We start from the raw sequence: 22,267 nt of genomic DNA on the forward strand, positions 1-22,267 counted from the left end.
TTAGTTCTCCTCTTTGTAGTCAGCAACAGCATGAAGTTCTGGAGTCGCTTGCGGCGCCCATGCAACTGGACGGTCTGTATCCAACTCAAAACTCGAAATTGCATCTTTCACCAAGCGTGCATCCACTTCGCCTTCATCAGCCAATTTCTTCAATGTTGCAACCACAATGTGGGCAGCATCTACGCCAAAGTAGCTACGTAATTTTGCACGTGTGTCCGAACGGCCATAACCGTCTGTACCCAGCGCTACAAATGGGCGGTTGTCCGGCAGGTAAGCACGAATCTGTTCGCTGTAAGCACGCATGTGATCTGTTGCAGACACCACAATACCTTTGGTGCCACGCAATTGTTGAGACACCCAAGATTCTTTCGCTTCTGCCATTGGGTGCAAGCGGTTGTATTCTTCAACCGCCATACCGTCACGCGCAAGCTCGTTAAAGCTCGTTGCACTCCATACATTTGAATGAATTTGGTATTCATCACGTAGAATTTGCGCAGCTTTAATCACTTCACGAAGAATCACACCAGAGCCCATCAACTGAACCGTCGCTTTTTCATCATCTTCAAGTAAATACAAACCGCGTTTAATGCCTTCTTCCGCATTTGCAGGAATCGCAGGATGCTCGTAGTTTTCGTTCATCACCGTTAAGTAATAGAACACACGCTCTTGATTCACATACATGCGTTTTAAACCGTCATGCACAATTACAGCCAATTCATAACCGAAACATGGATCGTATGAAATACAGTTTGGAATCGTATTGGCTAAAATATGCGAGTGACCATCTTGGTGCTGTAAACCTTCACCATTCAAGGTCGTACGGCCCGCTGTTGCACCCAACAAGAAACCTTGCGCCTGCGCATCGCCTGCAGCCCATGCAATATCGCCAATTCGCTGGAAGCCGAACATCGAGTAGTACATGTACATTGGAATCATTGGCAAGTTATTGGTTGAATAACTGGTTGCCAAGGCCGCCCATGCACTCATTGCACCTGCTTCGTTAATCCCTTCCTGAAGCATGTGACCGTCTTTTGCTTCACGGTAATGCATCAACTGTTCTTGGTCTTCTGGGGTATATTTTTGACCGTGCGCGGCATAAATACCTAACTGACGGAACATACCTTCTAAACCAAAAGTACGTGCTTCGTCTGGAACAATCGGAACGACACGGTCTTTAATGGCTTTTTCTTTTAATAGCGATGAGATCAAACGCACCATTAACATGGTTGTCGATTGTTCTTTGCCTGCAGAGCCTTTTAACACTGCATCAAATACAGAAAGCTCTGGAATCGCCAGCTGTTCACTTTCTTTACGACGTGCTGGCAGGTAACCACCTAAAGCTTCACGGCGCGCTTTCATATATTTCAATTCAGGTGAATTTTCACTTGGGCGATAGAACGGCACTTCGTCCAACTGCTCATCGGTAAATGGCAGGTTAAAACGGTTACGAACGTATTTTAAAGATTCCAACTGCATTTTCTTGATTTGGTGCGTTTTATTCACCGCCTCAATTTCTTCAGACAAGCCGTAGCCTTTTACTGTCTTCGCAAGAATAACCGTTGGCTGACCATTGGCTTTCATTGCTTCTGCATAGGCTGCATATACTTTGTATGGATCATGACCGCCACGGTTCAGGTTATCGATGTCTTCATCGCTCAAGCCCTTCACCAGCTCTTCAGCTTCAGGATATTTACCAAAGAAATGTGCGCGAGTATAAGCACCACCCTTCACTTGGTAGCGTTGATAATCACCATCAACCGCTTCTTCCATTACCGCTTTTAAAGCACCGCTATCATCTTTTGCAAGCAGTGGATCCCAATGACGACCCCATACAACTTTAATTACACGCCAGCCCGCACCACGGAATAGAGACTCAAGCTCTTGAATGATTTTACCGTTACCACGTACAGGGCCATCTAGACGCTGTAAGTTACAGTTCACTACCCAAATCAGGTTGTCTAGCTTTTCACGACCCGCAAGCGAAATAGCACCCGTGCTTTCAGGCTCATCCATCTCGCCATCACCAAGGTAAGCCCAAACTTTACGGTTTTCTTCTTTAATCAAACCACGGTTCATCAAGTACTTTTGAATGTGCGCTTGATAAATCGACATGATCGGGCCCAAGCCCATCGATACGGTAGGGAACTGCCAATAGTCAGGCATTAAGTATGGATGCGGGTAAGACGGTAAGCCAATGCCATCGACTTCACGACGGAAATTATTCAAATGTTCTTCAGTCAAACGACCTTCAAGGAAAGAACGCGCATAAATACCTGGTGCACAGTGACCTTGGTAATAAATCATGTCGCCGCCAAAGCTATCGCTGTTGGCACGGAAGAAGTGGTTAAAACCCACATCATATAAGGTTGCAGAAGATGCAAAGCTGGCCAAGTGACCACCTAAATCATCGCCCGTTTTATTCGCGCGAAGTACCATTGCCAATGCATTCCAGCGGATTAAAGCGCGGATACGGCGCTCCATATCCTGATCGCCTGGCATCGCTGGCTCTTCTTTCACAGAAATCGTATTTAAATAAGGAGTATTTAGGCGCTGAATAGGAACGTGTTTAGCGATTGCTTGCTGATACAGTTTTTCGAGCAAAAATGCCGCGCGCTCTGTGCCCATATGCTGTAAAACTGAGTCAAATGCTTCTTGCCATTCCTGGGTTTCTTGCGCATCAGTATCGCCGTAAAACGCCATAATTCACCTATTCTATAAGCCTAATGTAATGTTCTTATATGTATCATATTTAGGTCGGTGGCAGTTATGGTCGCAGCTGAATACGCTTTTCGACCACTATTTATAAAATAAATAATGACTGACGTTTTATTACATAAAAGCACAATAAAAAGCCAATTGCGCGCATTTTACATACAGTTTCTATTTGTTTTTAGTGATAGTGTGATCTTTAATCAGCTATAAAAACAAATACCACCGTGACACTTTGAATATCTTATTCAAATGACAACAGTGGTATCTATGAAAGAGGTTTTTCTATTTGGTACGGTGTATGACCTAAATTATGGCAACATCGCTAAATATGTAGATGGGTTCTTACGCTGACCATCTTTAACAACTTCATAGTGCAAGTGAGGGCCAGTACAACGTCCTGTACAACCCACATTGGCGATTAATTCACCCGCTTGTACACGATCACCTACACGCGCAACTAAACGAGATGCATGCGCATAACGGGTTAAATAGCCATTGCCGTGGTTAATTTCAACATATTGACCATAGCCTGTGCCCCAGCCCGATTTGGTCACAATACCTGGGCCTGTAGCATAAATTGGCGTACCACTTGGTGCAGATAAATCTAAACCAGAATGGTTTTCAGCGCGACCACCCATAGTACGACCGCCAAAATCTGAGCTTACACGCTTCATATCAGGTAATGGATGCGACACTAACCATGAATATGCACCACCGGCACTCATAGAATTGTAAGAAGATTTATTGACACTGCTATTGCCATATTTCTTTGCAATTGTATCGTTATTTAATTCGATGCTTTTTTCACGCAATTGAACGTTTAATTTCGTTTCTGCTGGTAGGTCAATATCGCTCGAATCAGAATATGCACCTTGAGACAAAGTACGTGTGAGTTGCTCAAGACTGTCAGTGGATGAATCGTTTAACTGAACCAAATCTGCAAATGCTACTGAAGCTGCAGAAGTTGCCAGAGAAAAAGCCAATAAAATACGTCGAAAATGCATAAAAAACCTCTTTAACTGTTCTTAACTGAGTTCCTTGGTGATCTCTTCCTTGATATCTACCGAAAGGAGCGCATAAGATTAAGACATAACCATGAAGGAAATATGTATGTCTGAACCTGTCAACGTCTTTCAACAAACAAGAAAACACATAAAAACAGGAAACTTATCGTTTCTCTCAACGCAAGTTGCTGCTTGGCAGAAACTTACTAAAATCATCCAACCTGTCTTGCCCCAACCAGAGCAATGGCAAGTGGTTTGTTATCAAAATGGGGTGCTTACTGTGACTGGTGAAAACCAAGCCTTGATTAGTAAATTGGCTTATCTTCAGCACCAATACATCAGTCAGCTTTCACAAATAGCGGAATTTAAAGATTTAAGCAAGATACAAGTTCGTTTAAGAGTTCCTTCTCAAACACCGCATGTCCCTGAAAAAATTTCCAGATCCCTTAACCCAGAAACACAGGAATTACTTCGCCATGCTGCCGACTTTGTGAGCGACCCTAAGCTTAGCCAAGCCATGATACGTTTGGCAAGCAATAAAAAGTAACCGCCATGCTCACGTACCATTCAAAGATTTTTAATTATGCGATACACATCACACTATTGGTTGTTATATTATAACGTAATAACCTAAAGACAATGACTTAAGTCACAGTCACATATTGAATTGGGCAATCTTCTATGTCATTAAATGTTACAATTTCATAGCTGCTTGGATCATTTTGAACATTGCGCAACAACTGATTATTCAACGCATGACCCGATTTAAATGCATCATATTTACCAATAATTTGATGACCTAATAAATATAAATCACCGACTGCATCTAAAATTTTATGACGTACAAATTCATCCGAAAAACGTAAACCTTCTTCGTTAACTACGCCAGTTTCGTCCACCCCAATTGCATTTTCTAAACTTGCACCCAAGGCCAAATTATTGGCTTTGAGATAATCCAAATCCTTCATAAAACCAAAAGTACGGGCTTCACTAACCTCATAAACAAATGTTTCTGTTGAAAAATCAATGGATGCTGTTTGGAACTCTTTTTTAAAGGCTGGGTGATCAAAGTCGATCTCAAAGTTCAACTGAAAGCCATCATGCGGACTAAAGACTGCTTTTTTATCATCAATAAACGCTTCTACAGGTTTAAGAATTTTGATGAACTTTTTAGGTGCGTCTAATTCTGCAAGGCCACCTTGCATTAATAAATAAATAAAAGGACCTGCACTACCATCCATAATTGGGACTTCGGAAGCAGAGACTTCAATGAGCAAGTTATCAATCCCTAAACCCGCAATCGCACTCATGATATGTTCAACTGTGCCGACTTTGGCCTCACCTTGAACTAAGTTTGAGCACATAAATGCTTCTTGAATCAGCATCGCATCTGCAGGAATATCAACAGGTGGATTTAAATCAATACGACGAAATACGATGCCACCATCTGCATGATGAGGCACGAAATTAATCATCACTTTTTGCCCGCTATGCAGACCGATTCCACTTGCCTTTACTACACGCTGCAGGGTTCGCTGTTTCAACATGCTCTTATTCATCAGTACACAAAACCGCTATACGTTAGCATATTTAGCCATTGATAAAAAATAAAAAAGGCAACATTACTGTTGCCCTTTCTTGTTTATTTGTTAAAAATCAAAACACTATAAATTATTTACGTTGCTGATTTTTCAAATAATCTTGGATGCTCATTGGCGTTGGACGCGGACTAGAGACTGCTGGCGCAGGGCTTGCCACTTCGGCTTGCTGGCGCTGAATTGCAGGAACATCGTCTTCATCTACAGCAGCTTGAGTCGCAGTTGCAGGACGTGTTGCTTGCACAGTCGTTGGACGTTTCGTTGGTTCGGCAGAATCTGCTGAATTACGTGTTAAACCAGTCGCAATCACTGTTACGCTGATTTCGTCACGTGCATCAGGATCAAATACTGTACCGTAGAATACTTGACCTTCATCAAGGTCAACAATTTGGTTTACGACATCGGTAATTTCTTCAATTTCACCGAAAGTAACGTCATCACCACCAGTGACGTTAATCAAGATACCTTTGGCGTTCATGATCGTCACGTTATCCAGTAATGGACTACGAATTGCTTGCTCAGCAGCTTGGCGTGCACGGTTTTCGCCACGACCAGAACCTGCACCCATCATCGCATAACCACGTGTGCTCATCGCAGTTTTCAAATCGGCGAAGTCAAGGTTAATATGGCCCGGACGTACCACTAAATCAAAGATACTGCGCACCGCGTTTAACAATACATCATCTGCTTTTTTATAAGCATCTTTCATTGAGATATCACGGAATACTTTTAACAAACGTTGGTTCGGAATGATAATTAATGAATCTACATGTGCTTCTAAAGCTTCAATGCCTTTTTCTGCAGACTGCTGACGGCGCTTGCCTTCAAAATTAAATGGCGTAGTTACTACACCTACAGTCAAAATACCCATTTCTTTGGCAATTTCTGCAACTACTGGCGCAGCGCCTGTACCTGTACCGCCACCCATACCCGCAGTGACAAACACCATATCGGTGCCTTCTAAATGCTGACGAATCAACTCACGGCTTTCTTCTGCTGCAGCCTGACCCACTTGAGGATTTGCACCTGCACCTAAACCACGCGTACCTTGCTCACCCAATTGGATTTTAAACTGAGCGTTCATACGATCTAATGCTTGTTTGTCTGTATTTGCACAAACAAATTTCACACCTTGAATATCAGATTCAAGCATGTGCTGCACTGCATTACCACCAGCACCGCCTACACCAAATACAGTGAAACGGGCTTGACCATTGCTATCGCTTTGATCATCTTCAAAAAATTCAAATGAGGCCATGACCTATAAAATTCCTAATCTATAATGGCAGTCACTTCAGCCCGTATACTGCCTTGATCTTAATAAAAATTGTTTTTAAGAATGCTGTCCCTGTCTCGGCTTGTCAAGTACAAGCGATCATCCGTACAACTTCTTAACAATATTCCCAAGTTTTTCAACTAAAAAATTGATTTCAGTGTTTCATTGAAACCAGACCATGCACGTTTGAAACGCTTCATCACAGTGAGTTTTTCTGAATCATCTGGCTCTACAATCGTGTCCTGCGTTTCACTTTGGCTAAACATCAACAAACCTGATGCTGTGGCATATTGTGAACGACGCAATGCCGCTTGATTTTGTTCATCCGCGTTGACTTGCGTAGGCGGATTACCCAAATGAGCCGAAACACCTAAAGTTTTACGAGAGAAACTAATCATACCCTCAATTTGACTTGCATCACCCGTTAATACAACACCATGATACAACCCTTGTAAGGCACCATTTCCTTCTAATACTTGACGCACTTGACCCAAAATTTCGTCATAACGCGCAATAATAATTTCAGTTAACTCAATACGACTAATGGTTTGTGGACCATCAATCCCTTGGAACTGAATCATGTGTTCTGGCTTCACCACTTTCAGATCCACACAGCCATAGAGCAATTTAATGCGCTCTGCTTCTTCTGTCGTGGTTTGTAATACTGCAGCAATATCACGCGTGACATGCTCACCACCGCGTTGCAAGGTATGCGTCATGGCCAAACGACCATCAAGATAAACCGCAATATTGGTTGTACCTGCCCCAATGTCGAGTAGGCACACACCATATTCACGCTCATCTTTCAGTAAGCTTGCTTCTGCCGTTGCTAAAGCAGAGACCACCATCTTCTCGACGCCAATATTGGCACCTTTTAATGCGCGGTCTAAATTCTGCATGGTGCTAATCGGCAGCATCATTAAATGATAATGGCCAGTCATACTGTGCGCAGACATACGAATAGGATTGAGCACCCATTCTGACTCGTCGTCTAGCTCAAATCCTAAAGGTACAGCACTCACCAAATAGTGATCTGAAGTTTGGTGGCTGGCTTTGGCGAGTTCTAACGCACGCACCACTTCACTTGTTGTAATCGTATGTTCACTATTTTCTACAGGCGTACGACCTGAAGCATAAAAACTTTTCATCTCTGCACTAGGAATAGAAATCCAGGCTGAATGCACACGGCACTCCGCCATATCCTCTGCTTCCTGCACAGCATTTTTAATTGCGGTGATGACTTTATCGAGACTGACAATTTTTCCCTTATTCATGCCTCGGTTACGTGCGGTCGCCATCCCGATCACTTGGATATTGTCTGGCGCATGTACCTTACCAATCAAAACTGAAACTTTGTGTGTCCCAATGTCAATCGCAACAACCGAGGGAACAGCTTCACTCATTATTTACTACTACCATTCACGTATTGGTTTAATTTATGGCACGAAGCCTCTATTTGCAAAGCGCCTCATTATGGCGTTGCTATTCTTCCATCTGCAATGCTTAAGTCACTACTGGTTACAAGAAAGTGACCATTTACTATCTTAGGCGCAGTTGCATTCTTCCATTGAATTGCAAGTCCATTACGATAGCGCAAGTCAATTGCTGAGATATTCGACCAAACTGGCTTTAAGTCAGTATGAGCCAAATGACTCAAGCGTTGCAGCTTACTCATGGTTTGATCCTGATCGACGATAATTCGTAAACCTGAATCAAACTGCATAAACCAAGTCATGCGCTCCGTTAAATATAGTTCTTTTAAACGAATGCCGACTGGCAGGAATAATTGGTTAATTTCGTTGTAGCGACGCATCATCATTTTTGAATGACTGACAGGTCCGTGTAGTAGTGGCAAATTTTGATTTTTAATTGGCGCAACTTCTACAAACACATCTCCGCTATCACTCAATAAGCGACCTGTACCCCAACGTGCAATTGCATGTCGTGGCATGACACGTACTCGAATCGCATTCGGCCAAGCACGTGACACTACAACACGATCGACCCAAGAAACTTCTAAGGCGCGATCTCTGATTGTTTCCAAATCCGACGTAAAATAATTTTCGGTGACTGTGGGTGATACGTATTGCATCACCTGCTGACGCTCAGCATCTGAACGGGCACCAACGACATCCAGTTCAGCTACTTTTGCATCCGTCATCACACGATATAAGCCCAACATCCCAAGTGCCAAGACCACGATTGCCACGCATAGCAACAACCAACCACCCGCATTGGCAAGTTTTTCCTTGCGCGTCGGTGGCTTGTCATGAATCGAGGTCACCGCCGCTTTTTTACGGCGCATGGATGCAGGAAGTTGAGCCATAATTTAGTGAGCCGTACCAGTTAAGGTTTGCTCTAAAATTGCCACACACAGTGCATCAAAATCAATGCCGATCGCTTGTGCTGCTTTAGGAACCAATGAATGACTGGTCATGCCTGGTACTGTATTGACTTCGAGCAACCAGAAATTACCTGCTTCATCTTGCATAGCATCAATGCGACCCCAGCCACTTGCACCTACCGCTTGGAAAGCACGCAAGCATAAAGCCTGTAAACTTTTTTCTTCATCTGCAGTCAAACCACACGGAATACCATATTGCACATCATTACGATTGTATTTTGCTTCGTAATCATAGAATGCAACGTCTTCAGGAGGCTGCAAACGAATAACTGGTAAAGCCTGACCATTTAAAATCACAATGGTAAACTCACGACCTGTAATCCATTTTTCAGCCATTACCACAGCATCATGTACGGTTGCTTTTGCAATTGCTTCAGCAAAGTCTTCGATTTTTTCGACTTTGCTCATACCAATACTTGAGCCTTCATGTACTGGCTTAATAATAAACGGCAGACCAATGCTGTCTACAATCTCATTTAAATCCGAATCTTTGCTCACAATACGGTACGGCGCTGTTGGTAGTTCTGAACCTTGCCAAACCTGTTTGGTTTTTACTTTGTCCATACCAATTGCAGAACCCTGAACACCTGTACCTGTATAAGGGATATTCAACCACTCCAACGCACCTTGGATTTGACCGTCCTCACCACCACGACCATGCAAAACAATAAATGCACGATCAAAGCTTTTGAGCTCAGTAATACTACGTTGTTGCGGGTCAAATGCTTCAGCATTTACGCCTGAACGGCATAATGCCTCAAGTACCGCTGTACCGCTATCTAGAGAAACCTCACGCTCAGCAGACTTTCCACCAAGCAACACGGCAACTTTGCCGAACTTTGAAGCATTTGACACGTTTATATCCTTAAACTTTTATAACTGGCCGATCAAATCTAATCACTACAAAGTGATTATTTTAAATACAAATTATTTTGAGCCAAATCGATTGAGATAGCTCCAACATTACCCGCACCTTGTGTTAATAACAAGTCATTTGCTTGTAGGACTTTTTTCATCACACTTTGGATATTGCCTTCTACTGGATCCAGTAAAATTGGCTCGACTTCACCACGTAGACGAATACTGCGTGCTAATGCGCGACTGTCTGCACCCACAATTGGTTTTTCGCCCGCTGGATAAACCTCTAGTAGCAAGAGTTGATCCACTTGAGACAACACATCAACAAAATCATCAAAGCAATCACGGGTACGACTAAAACGGTGTGGCTGGAACATCATCACCAAACGACGGTCTGGATGACTTGCACGAGCCGCCTTAATGGTTGCTTCTACTTCTTTTGGATGGTGACCATAGTCATCAACCAATTTCACATCACCATTTTCTAGCTCAAATTGACCTTGAACTTGGAAACGACGACCAACACCACTAAAACTTTCTAAAGCACGTGCAATTGCAGCATCAGACACACCTTCGTCTGTTGCAATGCCAATGGCTGCCAAGGCATTTAAGATATTGTGTAAGCCAGGTAAATTAATGGTTAAACGTAGTGGCTCACGGTCTTTACGTAATACAGTAAAGTGAGATTGCATGCCTTCTTGCACAACATCTACCGCGCGAATGTCATTGTCTTCATTAAAGCCATAAGTCACCAATGGGCGACCAATACGTGGCATGATTTCACGAATATTGGCATCATCACCACACACTACGGCTAAACCATAGAACGGGAGTTTTTGTAAAAATTGTACGAAAGTATCTTTCAGTACATCAAAGCTACCGCCATAGGTATCCATATGATCGGCATCAATATTCGTAACAATGGTTGCCATTGGTTGTAAATGCAAAAATGATGCGTCTGATTCATCAGCTTCTGCCACGATATAACGACTTGCACCTAAAGCTGCGTTCACACCTGTACGGTTGAGCAAACCACCAATCACATAGGTTGGATCAAGATTTTCTTCTGCCAACATACATGTTACAAGGCTTGTTGTTGTGGTTTTACCATGTGTACCCGCAACCGCAATACCATGACGATAACGCATCAACTCACCCAACATTTCTGCACGGCGTACAACAGGTGTACGGGTTTCTATCGCAGCTTTAATTTCAGGATTTTCTTGATCAATCGCTGTGGATACCACAATAACGTTGGCACCTTGAATATTGTCAGCAGTATGGCCGATATACACTTGAATGCCATTTTCTTCTAACTGCGCAGTGGTTTTTGATGCCTTAATATCAGAACCAGATACTTTGTAACCTTGGTTCTTTAATACTTCTGCAATACCACACATCCCTGCACCACCAATACCCACAAAATGGATGTGTTTGATACGGCGCATCTCAGGAACTTTAATTAACTTTTTCGCTTGCTCAGCAGGAGTAGATGGAGACATATTTTACTCGTATTACAATTCTTGAATTAAACGAACCACATGCTGTGCTGCATCTGGCTGTGCCTGCTGACGTGCTTTCACTGCCATTTCTTTCAATAATTGGCGGTTCATCAGCGGTTGGAGCAGTGTCGCTAAACTTTCTGGCGTCATGTCTGCTTGCGGGCATATTTTCGCAGCATTAATGTTCGCTAGGAATTTGGCATTTGCAGTCTGGTGATCATCCACGGCCGAAGGAAGTGGAACAAATACCGCTGCTAAACCGGCGGTGGCAATTTCAGTGACTGTTAAAGCACCCGCACGGCAAATAATTAAATCGGCTTCAGAATAGGCTTTAGCCATATCTTCAATAAAAGGTGACACTTCCACTTGAAGCGTTTCAGGTGCGTTGGCATACAACGCTTGTGTTGCTTCCGCATGATTTTGCCCACATTGATGAAAGACCTGTAAAGGCACATTCAACTTCTGTAAAGCCAAAGGCACACATTCATTGAGTGCTTTTGCACCCAATGAACCACCCACAATTAAGATCCGTAACGCTTGACCCGCTTTTTCACGCTCTTGGTAGCGCCACGATGGATTCAATATTTCGGTAATTTCTTTACGTACAGGATTACCTGTCGTCACAATTTTGGTGCTTTCTGGAAAGGTATTTGGAAATGCCTGACACACAGTTGCGGCCACACGCGACAATTGCGTATTGGTAAAACCCGCAATCGCATTTTGCTCATGAATAATGACAGGAATACCCAAAATACGTGCTGCTAAGCCACCAGGCCCCGCAACATAGCCACCAAAGCCTGCAACAGCATCGACCTTTAATTGCTTCATGTATTTCATGGCACTCAACGTGGCTTTTAAAATTTTAAACGGTGCTAAAACTTTACGCACGAGGCCATTACCACGTACACCCTGAATGTCAATTTGATAAATTGGAATATTATGATTTTTTAACAGACGGTTTTCCATACCTGTCGGGGTGGCTAACCATGACACTTGTATGCCTTTTTGTTGTAATTCTTTGGCAACAGCCAAGGCAGGAAAAACGTGCCCACCAGTACCTGCGGCCATCATCATGACATGTTTAAGCTGTTTTTGCGGTGCGTCGGTCACGTTAATTCTTCAATTTAAATAATAGAGATTAAAAGGTGTTTATAGGTTGACAATTGTAATCACAAACGCATTGCGGTGAAAGATGATTTAGTTTTTTTCACGGCCGCCACTCATTGTTTTTTTCTACAGAAATTCGAGTTTAAACTAGTTTTATTATTAATCATGCGTTTTTGGCAAACTTTTACATTTTTTATGCAAATAGAAGCGCATATTTACAACCTACCCCTCCCCTGCTTAAACGATTTAAATAAATTCATCACACTAATTTTAACCTTTGTTCTACTTTAAATCACACTCTAACCCCAAAGGCGCTGTCATTACAGCGCCATTCTTTGAGCCCATGCCTTAAACTTTTTGTTTTAAACCTGCTTCAAGCACATCAAATAGATCATCCGCAATAGACGTACCAAACTGCGCATCAATTTCACGTACGCATGTTGGACTTGTCACGTTAATTTCCGTCACGTATTCACCAATCACATCCAGCCCCACAAAGACCAAACCTTTTTCACGTAAGAAAGGCCCAACTTTAGCTGCAATCGCTTTGTCATGTTCAGTTAATGGACGTGCTTCACCACGGCCACCAGCGGCCAAATTACCACGGGTTTCACCATTTTGAGGAATACGCGCTAAGCAATACGGTACTGGCTCACCATTGACCATCAAAATACGTTTATCACCATCCACGATTTCTGGAATATAACGCTGCGCCATAATCGGTTGTTGACCCATTTGCGTCAGCATTTCTAGAGTTGAACCAATATTTGCACCATCAGCAGTTAAACGGAAAATCCCCATCCCACCCATGCCATCTAGTGGTTTTACAATCACATCTTGATGCTGTGCAATAAATTCACGGATTAAACTTTGTTGCGATGTCACGAGCGTTGGCACTTGTAACTCAGGAAACTGCGTTGCAAATAACTTTTCATTACAGTCACGCAGGCTTTGTGGTTTGTTAATAATCCACGCACCTTCACGTTCTGCCTGTTCTAAAATATACGTGGTATAAACAAAGTTCATATCAAAAGGCGGATCTTTACGCATTAAAACGACGTCATAAGCCGCAATAGATTCTTTTTGTCGTGCACCTAATTCGTAATAGTGCTCATAATCTTCAAATACTTTTAATGGGGCAATCAGACCAAATGCTTTGCCTTGATCAATATATAAATCTTGCTGTAAAGCATAACCCAATTCATGTCCACGACGTGCCGCCGCCCAAAGCATGGCCATAGAAGTATCTTTTTTCAGGTTTACACTTTCGATGGGATCCATCACCACAAGTACGCGCATGCTGTCTGCTCTTTTAAAAATAATCTGGCAACGAGTATAACGGAGAATAATCGTTTCTTTAGTTTCAATTTCGCTAAAGCCCAAGACCTTCTTGCTTTCTTTTACTTTGTGTATTCATCATTTTTCATGATGCAGTGGACGTTGGTGAAACACCGCAGCCGAATCATTAAGACTTAAAAAGTTTCATTACAGGCTTTATATTTAAACAGTACATTCGCGGATAAAGATCTGAATTTATCTTTTGGGAGCAGTTTAATTGGGAAATTTGAGTTATTTTTTGAACTAATCGAATAAATTTATGCCAAATTGGTCAACTCAAGCAAACTCTGTCATAGAATTAGTGTAGGATGTTGGTAACGAGAAAAAAGTGTTGCTTAGGTAAACATCTTTAAAGTGCCGCCAGTTTAATTGATAAACTTTCGATTTTTCAGATTTTTATTTCCAATCCTTTTATGACCGCCTTTGATTTGAACTGGTTTTTTAACTTGTATGCCGTTGGCGTATTGCCAATTATATGCAAGACACAAAGAATATCGGGTATAATATGATGTAAAGGCGTGATTATTCAAGTTACCCCTTTTCAAGCCATGCTTCATGGCTAACATTATTAAAAATTTTGTAATAGGTTTTCTTATGTCTAATGCAGTGACTGGCACAGTAAAATGGTTCAATGAAACTAAAGGTTTTGGTTTTATTCAACAAGACGGTGGCCCTGACGTGTTTGCTCACTTCCGTGAAATCACAGGTTCTGGCTTCAAAACTTTGACTGAAGGTCAAAAAGTTTCTTTTGTTGTTGTTGAAGGCCAAAAAGGCTTAAACGCTACAAACATCGTTGTTCTTTAATTTAGAACTGCGTTAAAAAAAGCACCGATTGGTGCTTTTTTTATGGCAATCTATTTCTCTCTTGGTCAAACCCTGCGTTGCGCATAGGCTCAATTGCCCTTAGCTACACACTAGCTCGCGCTCAACCGTCAGTTTTACGCTAAATAATATTCCAGTGCAGAACTTTCGCACTCGCTTTGTTACTTTCCAAAGTTAAAGAACAAATTGAAGGATAGTCCTTCGGTTTACCCGCCAAATCTACGCTACGCTTTGATACATCACTCAGATAAAAATTATAAGTCGCCCCCATACTACTCAGTGCATAAGCACGTTGGTTGGTTAAGGTTTCATTACTCATACTTTCAATTTGTGCCTTGGTTTTCCCCAAAGAGTTTTGGCACTGCGCACCAGTTAAATAACCTGATTTAGCACGTTTAGATGATTGCGTTGCTGTAGTACTCGTCGTTTGTTGCGTACTTGCGAGAGCCTCATTTAAACTTTTAATGCCTTGATTTAAGGTGTTGTTAAAGGCTTGTACATTTTCAGGCATCGACTGACATCCTGTTAAAGTCATTGTGCATATCGCTGACGTTAGGACCAGCATCTTCTTCACATTCATTTTCCCCAAACTTCCTTATGTTTTTAAAGTGCCCCGAGCTTAAAGCCAAACGTTAAAAACAATCACCCATTTAATACTAAAGTTTATATTTTTAATTTATTTTCATATATTTAATTATAATTAATAAATTTTAAAATCTTTTATGGATCAACTTTTAATCGTATTAAAGACCATATCTTAGCCCTGACTCTTTTTCACAAGCATAAAAAAAGGAAGCCAAAGCTTCCTTTTAATCGTGTTGATTCCGTCGGATTAGATGCCGTATTTCACACGGTAATCTTCCATTTTCGCTAAAGCGTCCGTTTCACCTTTCGCATCTAAATAATCCATTAAGTCTTTCATGGTAATTAAAGCATGCACTGGGATTTCTAGTTCTTTTTGGACTTCTTGAATTGCAGACAATTCACCTTGGCCTTTTTCTTGACGATCTAATGCAACCAATACGCCCGCAATTTGCGCGCCAGCATTTTTAAGGATGGTTACCACTTCACGAATGGCCGTACCTGCGGTGATCACATCATCAATGATCCAGACTTTTTTACCTGCAACCGAAGCGCCTACCAATACACCACCTTCACCATGGTCTTTTGCTTCTTTACGGTTAAAACCCCAAGGTACGCTCACGCCATGGTTTTGAGACAATGCCACAGCCGTTGCTGCAACAAATGGAATACCTTTGTATGCTGGGCCAAAAATCACTTCAACATTTTCGCATTCGGTTAATTTAGCTGCATAGCCTGAAGCCAAGCCTGTTAAAGCCTCACCATCATTCAACAAACCTGCATTAAAAAAATAAGGACTCACACGACCCGATTTTAAAGTAAACTCACCAAATTTAAGCACACCACGTGATAATGCGAGTTCGATAAAAGCTTGTGGATTAAATGCCGCTTGCGCTGTCATAGGGTGCTCCATTTTTTTAAGTTTGAGGTTAAACCTGAGCATGATACCAAAGTGTAGCTATCCAAGTGATCAAAAAATTCTGCGTGTCGTTTCAATTAACGTAAACGGCTTACGTTCGGCAGAGAAAAAAGGGATTTTTGATTGGATGGCAACATCCGATGCGGATGTCATCTGTATGCAAGAATCTCGAATTACGCATGAACAATGGACAGATAAATTTAAACCCGAAGGCTGGTTTACCCACTTATTCCCAGCCGAGCGCCCAGGCTATGCAGGTACGGCGATTTATAGTCGCTATCCATTTGTATCCGTGACCAATGGACTCGGCTTTGAACTTGCAGATTCACAAGGTCGCTTTATTTCTGCTGAATTTGATTTAGGCTTAGCACAATCGGCACACATCTGTTCTTTATACTTGCCTTCAGGTTCTTCCGGTGATGAAGCCCAAGCGCGTAAAGATTTATTCTTAAATGAATATAAACAAATCTTGAAACAATGGCGTGATGAAAATAAATCTGTGATTGTGTGCGGTGACTACAATATCGTACATAAGCGCATTGATATTAAAAACTGGTCGGGCAACCAAAAAGCTTCTGGTTGCTTGCCACATGAACGCGCTTGGCTAGACCATATTTATGATGACTTAGGTTATGTCGATACCTTCCGTGAAGTCCGCAAAGAAGCCGAGCTGTATTCATGGTGGTCAAACCGAGGGCAAGCTCGTGCCAAGAATGTCGGTTGGCGGATTGATTACCAAGCATGTTCTCCTGACTGGAAAGAGCGCACTATTAATGCATGGGTCTATAAAGAAACATGGTTCAGTGACCATGCCCCAGTCATTATTGACTACCAGCTTTAAGCTAAAATTAACAAAGTTTGAGTGAACAACCGTTCACTCAATTAGTGTCAATTTCTCACAATGCATGTCGTATTTTCAGATTTATCTCAATCTCGAATCAGCGCATTATTACCGCACGGCACAGGGACATGTCAGGATGACACAAAAGGATAGGACGCCGTAGGAAGAAAATAAAATAAGTAATTTATTTTACTTATTTTCAAGGATGTGACAATGGACGTTGAAATGAGACCCGCATGATCAGGATGATTAAATGCGGGTTTTCTCTTTTTAAATCGTTTGTTTTTTCTTCTTATTTTCACTCTATTTATATTCTGTAATTTCACACATTATTTTTACTTTTTTATTCTAGTACTCTCTTTTTTTTATCTGTCTTTTTACTTACTTTAATCATTAGAGATGTCAGCAACGTGACGATTGCAAGTCAGTTTCATGACAGCATAGTTCTTTGAGATAGAATTGGTTAAGCTAGCCCTACCCATCTCATTTTTGAACTCGTTTAGGATCCTTTGCTATGCTTAAAATTTACGGCATTAAAAACTGTAGCACCATGAAAAAAGCCTTTGATCTACTGAATGAATTAGGCCTTGCCTATGAGTTTCATGATTATAAAAAGCAAGGCATTGATGCTACACATGTAAGTGCATGGTTAGATGCCAAAGGTAGCGACATCATTTTAAATAAAAAAGGCACAACTTGGAAAAAGCTAACTGAAGAAGAACAGCAACATGCTTTGGCTAGCCAAGAGAATTTAGTTGCTACTTTGACCACACATAGCAGTATGATTAAACGCCCTGTGCTCGAAACAGAACAAGGCTTAATTGTGGGATTTGATGAAGCTACCTATCGCGCTTTAAAATAAACAACGTTGTATATAGTTTGTGAGATTAAAAAAGCCCGACAATTGTCAGGCTTTTTTATCTTTAAATATGTGATTACACTTAGTGTGCACGTATCCACGTTTGGTTACGACCTAAGGCTGCTACGCCAATAAAGCCACGAAGCTCTAGTTTTTTACCACCATCAGCTAACTGGCCTTTTAATTTATAGGTTTTGCCTGATTGCGGATCTAAAATTGAACCACTTTCATAGCTGTTATCACCATTATTTTTTAATCCACTCACAATACGCAAGCCTTTAAGTGACTTGTTATGATATGGACCTTCGCATTTAGTACATGCGTTTTCTTCACCTGGTGTCAAAATCGCTTGGATACTGGCAGTTAATGTTCCATTTTTTTGCTCTGTAAACTTCACCAACGCTTTAGGTTGGTTTGTTTTGTCATCAATGGTTTTCCAAGTTGTACCATTTAAAGGGTCTGCCGCATTAGCCAAAGCGGTTAAACCTAGCAATCCTAATGCAAGTGCAATTTTTTTCATTTTTTTGATTTCCCTGATTTGATTTTAGACGCTTACACATAGTATTTTGCGCCGCAACAAATATTCAACTATTGATTGCAGCTATTTAGTGTAACCTTGTAAATAAAAGAGGTAAATAACCTCATCAGTAAGAAAATGATAAGAATACAGGAAGAATATGACAATCTCGCCCATCACCAAACAAATCTTCACGGAGCGCTTTCTGAAAACAGTATTGCGCGCACCGAGTCGCTTCAATTTACCTGCCTCAAGCTTACGTTTTTCATTAGAACAATTAACCAAACTCATTCCACAAAATAAAAGCGTAAAGGTTCGTCCAATTCGTTTGGCTGGCTTACGTGCTGAAGAACTCAAACCCCAAGCACATTCCACACAATTAATTTTTCATATCCACGGTGGTGCATTTTTTTTAGGCTCGATGAATACGCATCGGGCCTTTTTAACTCAGGTTGCAGCACGTACGCAAATGCAAGTGTTACATGTGGATTACCCACTGGCACCTGAGCACCCACATCCAGAAGCGCTAGATGCCGTATTTGATGTTTATTGTCAATTACTTGATCAAGGCGTTTTAGCCAAAGATATTATTTTGTCTGGTGACTCTTGTGGCGCCAATTTAGCCTTAGCATTGGCCCTGAGAATACGCCAAGAGCAGCTACCACAAGCCAGTGGTCTCATTTTGCTGTCACCATTTTTAGATCTTACGCTCAGCAGTGAATCTTTACGTTATAACCGTAAGCATGATGCGCTGTTGTCTATTGAAGCCTTAGAAGCAGGTATTGAATATTACGTTCCGACAGGGATGGACCGCTCTGATCCGAGCATTTCCCCTTTCTTTGCTGACTTAAAAGGCCTGCCCCCTGTGCATATACAAGTGGGTTCGAAAGAAATTTTGCTGGATGATGCACAGCGCTTTAAAGAAAAAGCCGAGCAAGCCAAAGTGGATGTTGAATTTAAAATTTACACGGGCATGTGGCATAACTTTCAAATGTTTAGTGCCTGGTTTGACGAAGCACGCCGTGCCATCAGCGATTTATCTGACTTTGCACACCGCTTAGATCAAGACTAAAATCGCTATAATTCGGCAATGCATGATTGATCGCATCCCCATCAAAACATGCGACATATAGTCTTCAGACAGCATTAAAAAATAAAAAAGGTCAGCACCAGCTGACCTTAAATACAAAGACTGAACAGAATAAAATACGAGGGAGAGAAATCTGTCCAGCTTACAGCCTCAATACATTATGAAATGCTACGAATCGCTTCAAAAGCATTGGTCATCGCCTGTTCTTTCGGCTCTGCACCCATATTAACACCTTCTGCACGAATCACTTCAACATCAGAAACACCTGTAAAAGTGAAGACCGTTTTAAGCAAACTTTCTTGGAAGTCCACTGGGCTGTTTTCACCATAGATGCCACCACGGCTACTCGCGATATACACTTTTTTATCCCCTGCCAAACCAACAGGACCATTTTCTGTGTATTTAAATGTTCGGCCTGCAACACTAATACGGTCAATCCATGCTTTTAACGTCGACGATACGCCAAAGTTATACATTGCCGCACCAACCACCACGATATCTGCATCCAAATATTGTTGTACGAGTTGTTCACCTAATGCGCTTTGTTCTTCATTTTGCCCCATTAAAATATCAGCACTTAAATGTGGAATTGGTGTCGTAGCCAAATCTAAATGTTGTACTTGAGCAGTCGGATATTTCTGAGTTAACTGCGCTACGATCGCTTGGCTTAACTGACGAGAAACTGAAGCATCACCCATAATACTTGAATCGATATGTAAAACTTTCACGTGGCTACCTATAACGATTATGTTCTAAATTAAAACAAGTTTAATTCATAAACGTTTATAGAATAATCCTTTAATTTAAGACACTATGTCTTAAAAATAGAACAAATATTTCGGCTAAATTTTACACTCACTTTCGACTAAAGGTTAAAAATTGGTTATTAGATGTTCGACGAGTTATGTGTTATGTTAATAATATGTATATCTATCTACATAAACTCAAAGAAAAATTTTAATAGACCGAATACAGGCCTGTTGTAAATAATGAATAAAAATTCGCCTCCGCAAGAGGTATTAGACAAGCATAGAATCACCAAATTCTTGATTGAAAATGAAGCAATCATGAATTGGAATATATTAAAAAAATGTATTTTAATGCTGATTTTAGGTGCTGCTGTTCATGTGACTTGGATCATTTGGAAAGTCTCTGTCCTACTCATGCCCAATCTTTGGCAATGGGTCGACTTACCTTTATTAAAATTTCAACTGGGCCTTAATGTTGTTTTTTTAGTTCTAATGTTGTTACTCATCTATCCCTGTTATGCATGGAAAGATCGGCGATGGACCCAAGTCGTTCTGCCTTATATTTCAGTCGGTCTGTTTGTGGTTTCATTATGCCGTGATGGCTATGTAGTAGGTGTACTCAGCCCTGCAACGATGACAGCCTATGTGAGCTTGGTGACTGTTGGTTTAGTTCTGTTTCCACGCGCCATTGTATATAGTGCGTTTCTTCCTGCAACGGCGTATTTAACGGGATGTATGTTCTTAAGCCAATGGGGCTATATCCCCTACTCGCCGGTTTTTCACATCACAAGTTATTATTTTAACAATGACTTTTGGCTCATTTCGATGGCCTTTTTCATTGCCCCCATTCTTATTACATGCTTGGTTTTATTTGAGATTTTATTGAGTCAGTGGCGCTACCGCGAACGTCTGATTAAAAAGCTGAGCCAAATCGATCCACTCACCAATCTATTTAATCGACGCCAAATCAATCAGTGTCTCGATCAAATTGTGCAAGAGCATGAACAAAACTATGCTTTGGTACTTTTAGACCTCGATCACTTTAAGTTTATTAATGATGATTATGGCCATCACAAAGGTGATGAAACCTTAGTTCGTGTCGCTGAAGTGCTCAATATGCATTTACGTGATAGTGATGTGGTCGGACGTTTTGGTGGAGAAGAATTCATTTTAATTTTACATAAATCTAATCTCGAACAAGCCACGCAAGCCGCCGAACGTTGTCGTAGCGCAATACAAGCACTTGAGATTTACAGCGATGATGGTGAAAAGATTCATGTGACCGCCAGCTTTGGCATTGCAATTTCACATGCAGAACTGCGCCCACAACAGTTATTGAGTCAAGCCGATAAGGCACTGTATGAAGCCAAAGCCAGTGGTCGTAACCGAGTAAAAACGTTTACGCTCAAAGCACAACCCGACACCGCCACAGCACCACTTTAAGCGACAATTTCCGCCCTAGCCCCCTGTATCCATAAGCGCACTGCAGGATGAGCCAGCATTGTATGCATATACTGCTGTGAGCTCGGATGAACAGCGAATTGATAGCTGATTAAACGACTCACCACAGGTGCATAAAAGGCATCAGCAATTGAAAAATGACCACATAAAAAGCCCTCTGGCTGTGGACGTTCAGCCCATATCTGCTCAATGCGCGCTACATCTTGACGTAAATCAGAATAGGATGACCATAAAACTTGGCCTTGTTGAGCCAAATTTGCAGTGATATTCATGGGACAATGGTTGCGTAAGGATGTAAAACCGCTGTGCATTTCTGCACTGATGCAACGCGCACGTGCTCTCAACATACGATCTTCAGGCCAAAGATGTTTAGCTGGAAATAGTTCTGCCAAATATTCACAAATGGCCAGCGAATCCCAAATGACATGATCATCATGCACCAAAGCAGGCACCTTTCCATTCGAATGGAGGCTTTGCATGGTCTGCGCAAATGTGTTTTCCGCTTGATCTGGCGTCGAAAAGCGTACCAGTACTTCTTCAAAAGGCAAATCAAAAGCAGTACAGACCAACCATACCCGCATTGACCAGCTCGATAGGTTTTTATTGCCGATATATAAGTGCATGCTGA

21 protein-coding genes are annotated in these 22,267 nt (G+C 41.6%); 6 read left to right on the plus strand and 15 right to left on the minus strand.

Annotated features, from left to right (window positions below):
- Positions 1-2,700, minus strand: a complete 2,700-nt coding sequence (gene aceE / locus C9E88_RS15465) for a pyruvate dehydrogenase (acetyl-transferring), homodimeric type (RefSeq protein WP_106984199.1) — start codon at positions 2,698-2,700, stop codon at positions 1-3.
- 320 nt (positions 2,701-3,020) lie between these two features.
- A complete protein-coding gene (locus tag C9E88_RS15470) occupies positions 3,021-3,716 on the minus strand; it encodes a M23 family metallopeptidase (protein WP_106984198.1) in 696 nt (231 codons plus the stop codon).
- A 106-nt stretch (positions 3,717-3,822) separates the two neighbouring features.
- Here C9E88_RS15470 and C9E88_RS15475 point away from each other — a divergent pair, with 106 nt between their 5' ends.
- Positions 3,823-4,263: a DciA family protein gene (locus tag C9E88_RS15475; protein ID WP_106984299.1), complete on the plus strand. Its 441-nt coding sequence runs from the start codon at positions 3,823-3,825 to the stop codon at positions 4,261-4,263.
- A 97-nt stretch (positions 4,264-4,360) separates the two neighbouring features.
- Here C9E88_RS15475 and lpxC read toward each other — a convergent pair whose 3' ends face one another.
- The 8 genes from lpxC to gshB form a co-directional block, all read right to left on the minus strand.
- Positions 4,361-5,263, minus strand: coding sequence for a UDP-3-O-acyl-N-acetylglucosamine deacetylase (lpxC, locus tag C9E88_RS15480; protein WP_106984197.1), 903 nt, complete (start codon positions 5,261-5,263; stop codon positions 4,361-4,363).
- Positions 5,264-5,387: 124 nt separating this feature from the next.
- Positions 5,388-6,572: a cell division protein FtsZ gene (ftsZ, locus tag C9E88_RS15485; RefSeq protein ID WP_106984196.1), complete on the minus strand. Its 1,185-nt coding sequence runs from the start codon at positions 6,570-6,572 to the stop codon at positions 5,388-5,390.
- Between the two features lie 158 nt (positions 6,573-6,730).
- On the minus strand, positions 6,731-7,993 hold the full coding sequence (gene ftsA, locus C9E88_RS15490; protein ID WP_106984195.1) for a cell division protein FtsA: 1,263 nt from the start codon (positions 7,991-7,993) through the stop codon (positions 6,731-6,733).
- A 68-nt stretch (positions 7,994-8,061) separates the two neighbouring features.
- Positions 8,062-8,916 carry a cell division protein FtsQ/DivIB gene (locus C9E88_RS15495; RefSeq protein ID WP_106984194.1) on the minus strand — a complete coding sequence of 285 codons (855 nt, stop codon included), beginning with the start codon at positions 8,914-8,916 and terminating at the stop codon, positions 8,062-8,064.
- A gap of 3 nt (positions 8,917-8,919) precedes the next feature.
- Positions 8,920-9,849 carry a D-alanine--D-alanine ligase gene (locus C9E88_RS15500; RefSeq protein ID WP_106984193.1) on the minus strand — a complete coding sequence of 310 codons (930 nt, stop codon included), beginning with the start codon at positions 9,847-9,849 and terminating at the stop codon, positions 8,920-8,922.
- 56 nt (positions 9,850-9,905) lie between these two features.
- Positions 9,906-11,354, minus strand: a complete 1,449-nt coding sequence (gene murC / locus C9E88_RS15505) for a UDP-N-acetylmuramate--L-alanine ligase (protein WP_106984192.1) — start codon at positions 11,352-11,354, stop codon at positions 9,906-9,908.
- Positions 11,355-11,366: 12 nt separating this feature from the next.
- The gene (gene murG, locus C9E88_RS15510) at positions 11,367-12,428 is read right to left on the minus strand and encodes an undecaprenyldiphospho-muramoylpentapeptide beta-N-acetylglucosaminyltransferase (RefSeq protein ID WP_218646766.1); all 1,062 of its coding nucleotides are present in this window, start codon (positions 12,426-12,428) and stop codon (positions 11,367-11,369) included.
- A 381-nt stretch (positions 12,429-12,809) separates the two neighbouring features.
- Positions 12,810-13,760: a glutathione synthase gene (gene gshB, locus C9E88_RS15515; RefSeq protein WP_106984298.1), complete on the minus strand. Its 951-nt coding sequence runs from the start codon at positions 13,758-13,760 to the stop codon at positions 12,810-12,812.
- Between the two features lie 633 nt (positions 13,761-14,393).
- Between gshB and C9E88_RS15520 the strand changes: the two genes are divergently transcribed.
- Complete coding sequence (locus C9E88_RS15520; protein WP_106984297.1) at positions 14,394-14,603, plus strand: cold-shock protein; 210 nt, start codon at positions 14,394-14,396, stop codon at positions 14,601-14,603.
- 139 nt (positions 14,604-14,742) lie between these two features.
- On the opposite strand, the gene C9E88_RS15525 is transcribed toward C9E88_RS15520, so the two are convergent.
- Both C9E88_RS15525 and pyrE read right to left on the minus strand, forming a co-directional pair.
- A complete protein-coding gene (locus C9E88_RS15525) occupies positions 14,743-15,156 on the minus strand; it encodes a hypothetical protein (RefSeq protein ID WP_130125645.1) in 414 nt (137 codons plus the stop codon).
- Positions 15,157-15,453: 297 nt separating this feature from the next.
- Complete coding sequence (gene pyrE, locus C9E88_RS15530) at positions 15,454-16,104, minus strand: orotate phosphoribosyltransferase (RefSeq protein ID WP_106984188.1); 651 nt, start codon at positions 16,102-16,104, stop codon at positions 15,454-15,456.
- Between the two features lie 40 nt (positions 16,105-16,144).
- Here pyrE and C9E88_RS15535 point away from each other — a divergent pair, with 40 nt between their 5' ends.
- Together C9E88_RS15535 and C9E88_RS15540 are read left to right on the plus strand one after the other, a co-directional pair.
- Positions 16,145-16,963 carry an exodeoxyribonuclease III gene (locus C9E88_RS15535; RefSeq protein WP_106984187.1) on the plus strand — a complete coding sequence of 273 codons (819 nt, stop codon included), beginning with the start codon at positions 16,145-16,147 and terminating at the stop codon, positions 16,961-16,963.
- 514 nt (positions 16,964-17,477) lie between these two features.
- Complete coding sequence (locus C9E88_RS15540; RefSeq protein WP_106984186.1) at positions 17,478-17,825, plus strand: Spx/MgsR family RNA polymerase-binding regulatory protein; 348 nt, start codon at positions 17,478-17,480, stop codon at positions 17,823-17,825.
- Positions 17,826-17,904: 79 nt separating this feature from the next.
- On the opposite strand, the gene C9E88_RS15545 is transcribed toward C9E88_RS15540, so the two are convergent.
- Complete coding sequence (locus tag C9E88_RS15545; protein WP_106984185.1) at positions 17,905-18,342, minus strand: DUF2147 domain-containing protein; 438 nt, start codon at positions 18,340-18,342, stop codon at positions 17,905-17,907.
- A 157-nt stretch (positions 18,343-18,499) separates the two neighbouring features.
- On the opposite strand from C9E88_RS15545, the gene C9E88_RS15550 reads away from it, so the two are divergent.
- Entirely contained in the window at positions 18,500-19,411 is a 912-nt protein-coding gene (locus tag C9E88_RS15550; protein WP_106984184.1) for an alpha/beta hydrolase, read from the plus strand.
- Positions 19,412-19,587: 176 nt separating this feature from the next.
- On the opposite strand, the gene C9E88_RS15555 is transcribed toward C9E88_RS15550, so the two are convergent.
- The gene (locus C9E88_RS15555; protein WP_106984183.1) at positions 19,588-20,157 is read right to left on the minus strand and encodes an FMN-dependent NADH-azoreductase; all 570 of its coding nucleotides are present in this window, start codon (positions 20,155-20,157) and stop codon (positions 19,588-19,590) included.
- A 261-nt stretch (positions 20,158-20,418) separates the two neighbouring features.
- On the opposite strand from C9E88_RS15555, the gene C9E88_RS15560 reads away from it, so the two are divergent.
- Positions 20,419-21,621, plus strand: a complete 1,203-nt coding sequence (locus tag C9E88_RS15560; protein ID WP_106984182.1) for a GGDEF domain-containing protein — start codon at positions 20,419-20,421, stop codon at positions 21,619-21,621.
- Here the strand turns inward: C9E88_RS15560 and C9E88_RS15565 are convergent.
- A complete protein-coding gene (locus C9E88_RS15565) occupies positions 21,618-22,262 on the minus strand; it encodes a glutathione S-transferase family protein (RefSeq protein ID WP_106984181.1) in 645 nt (214 codons plus the stop codon). The two genes, C9E88_RS15560 and C9E88_RS15565, sit on opposite strands and share 4 nt — an antisense overlap.
- Positions 22,263-22,267 lie beyond the last annotated feature (5 nt).

Origin of the sequence: Acinetobacter cumulans (assembly GCF_003024525.3) — a bacterium.
GTDB lineage: Bacteria > Pseudomonadota > Gammaproteobacteria > Pseudomonadales > Moraxellaceae > Acinetobacter > Acinetobacter cumulans.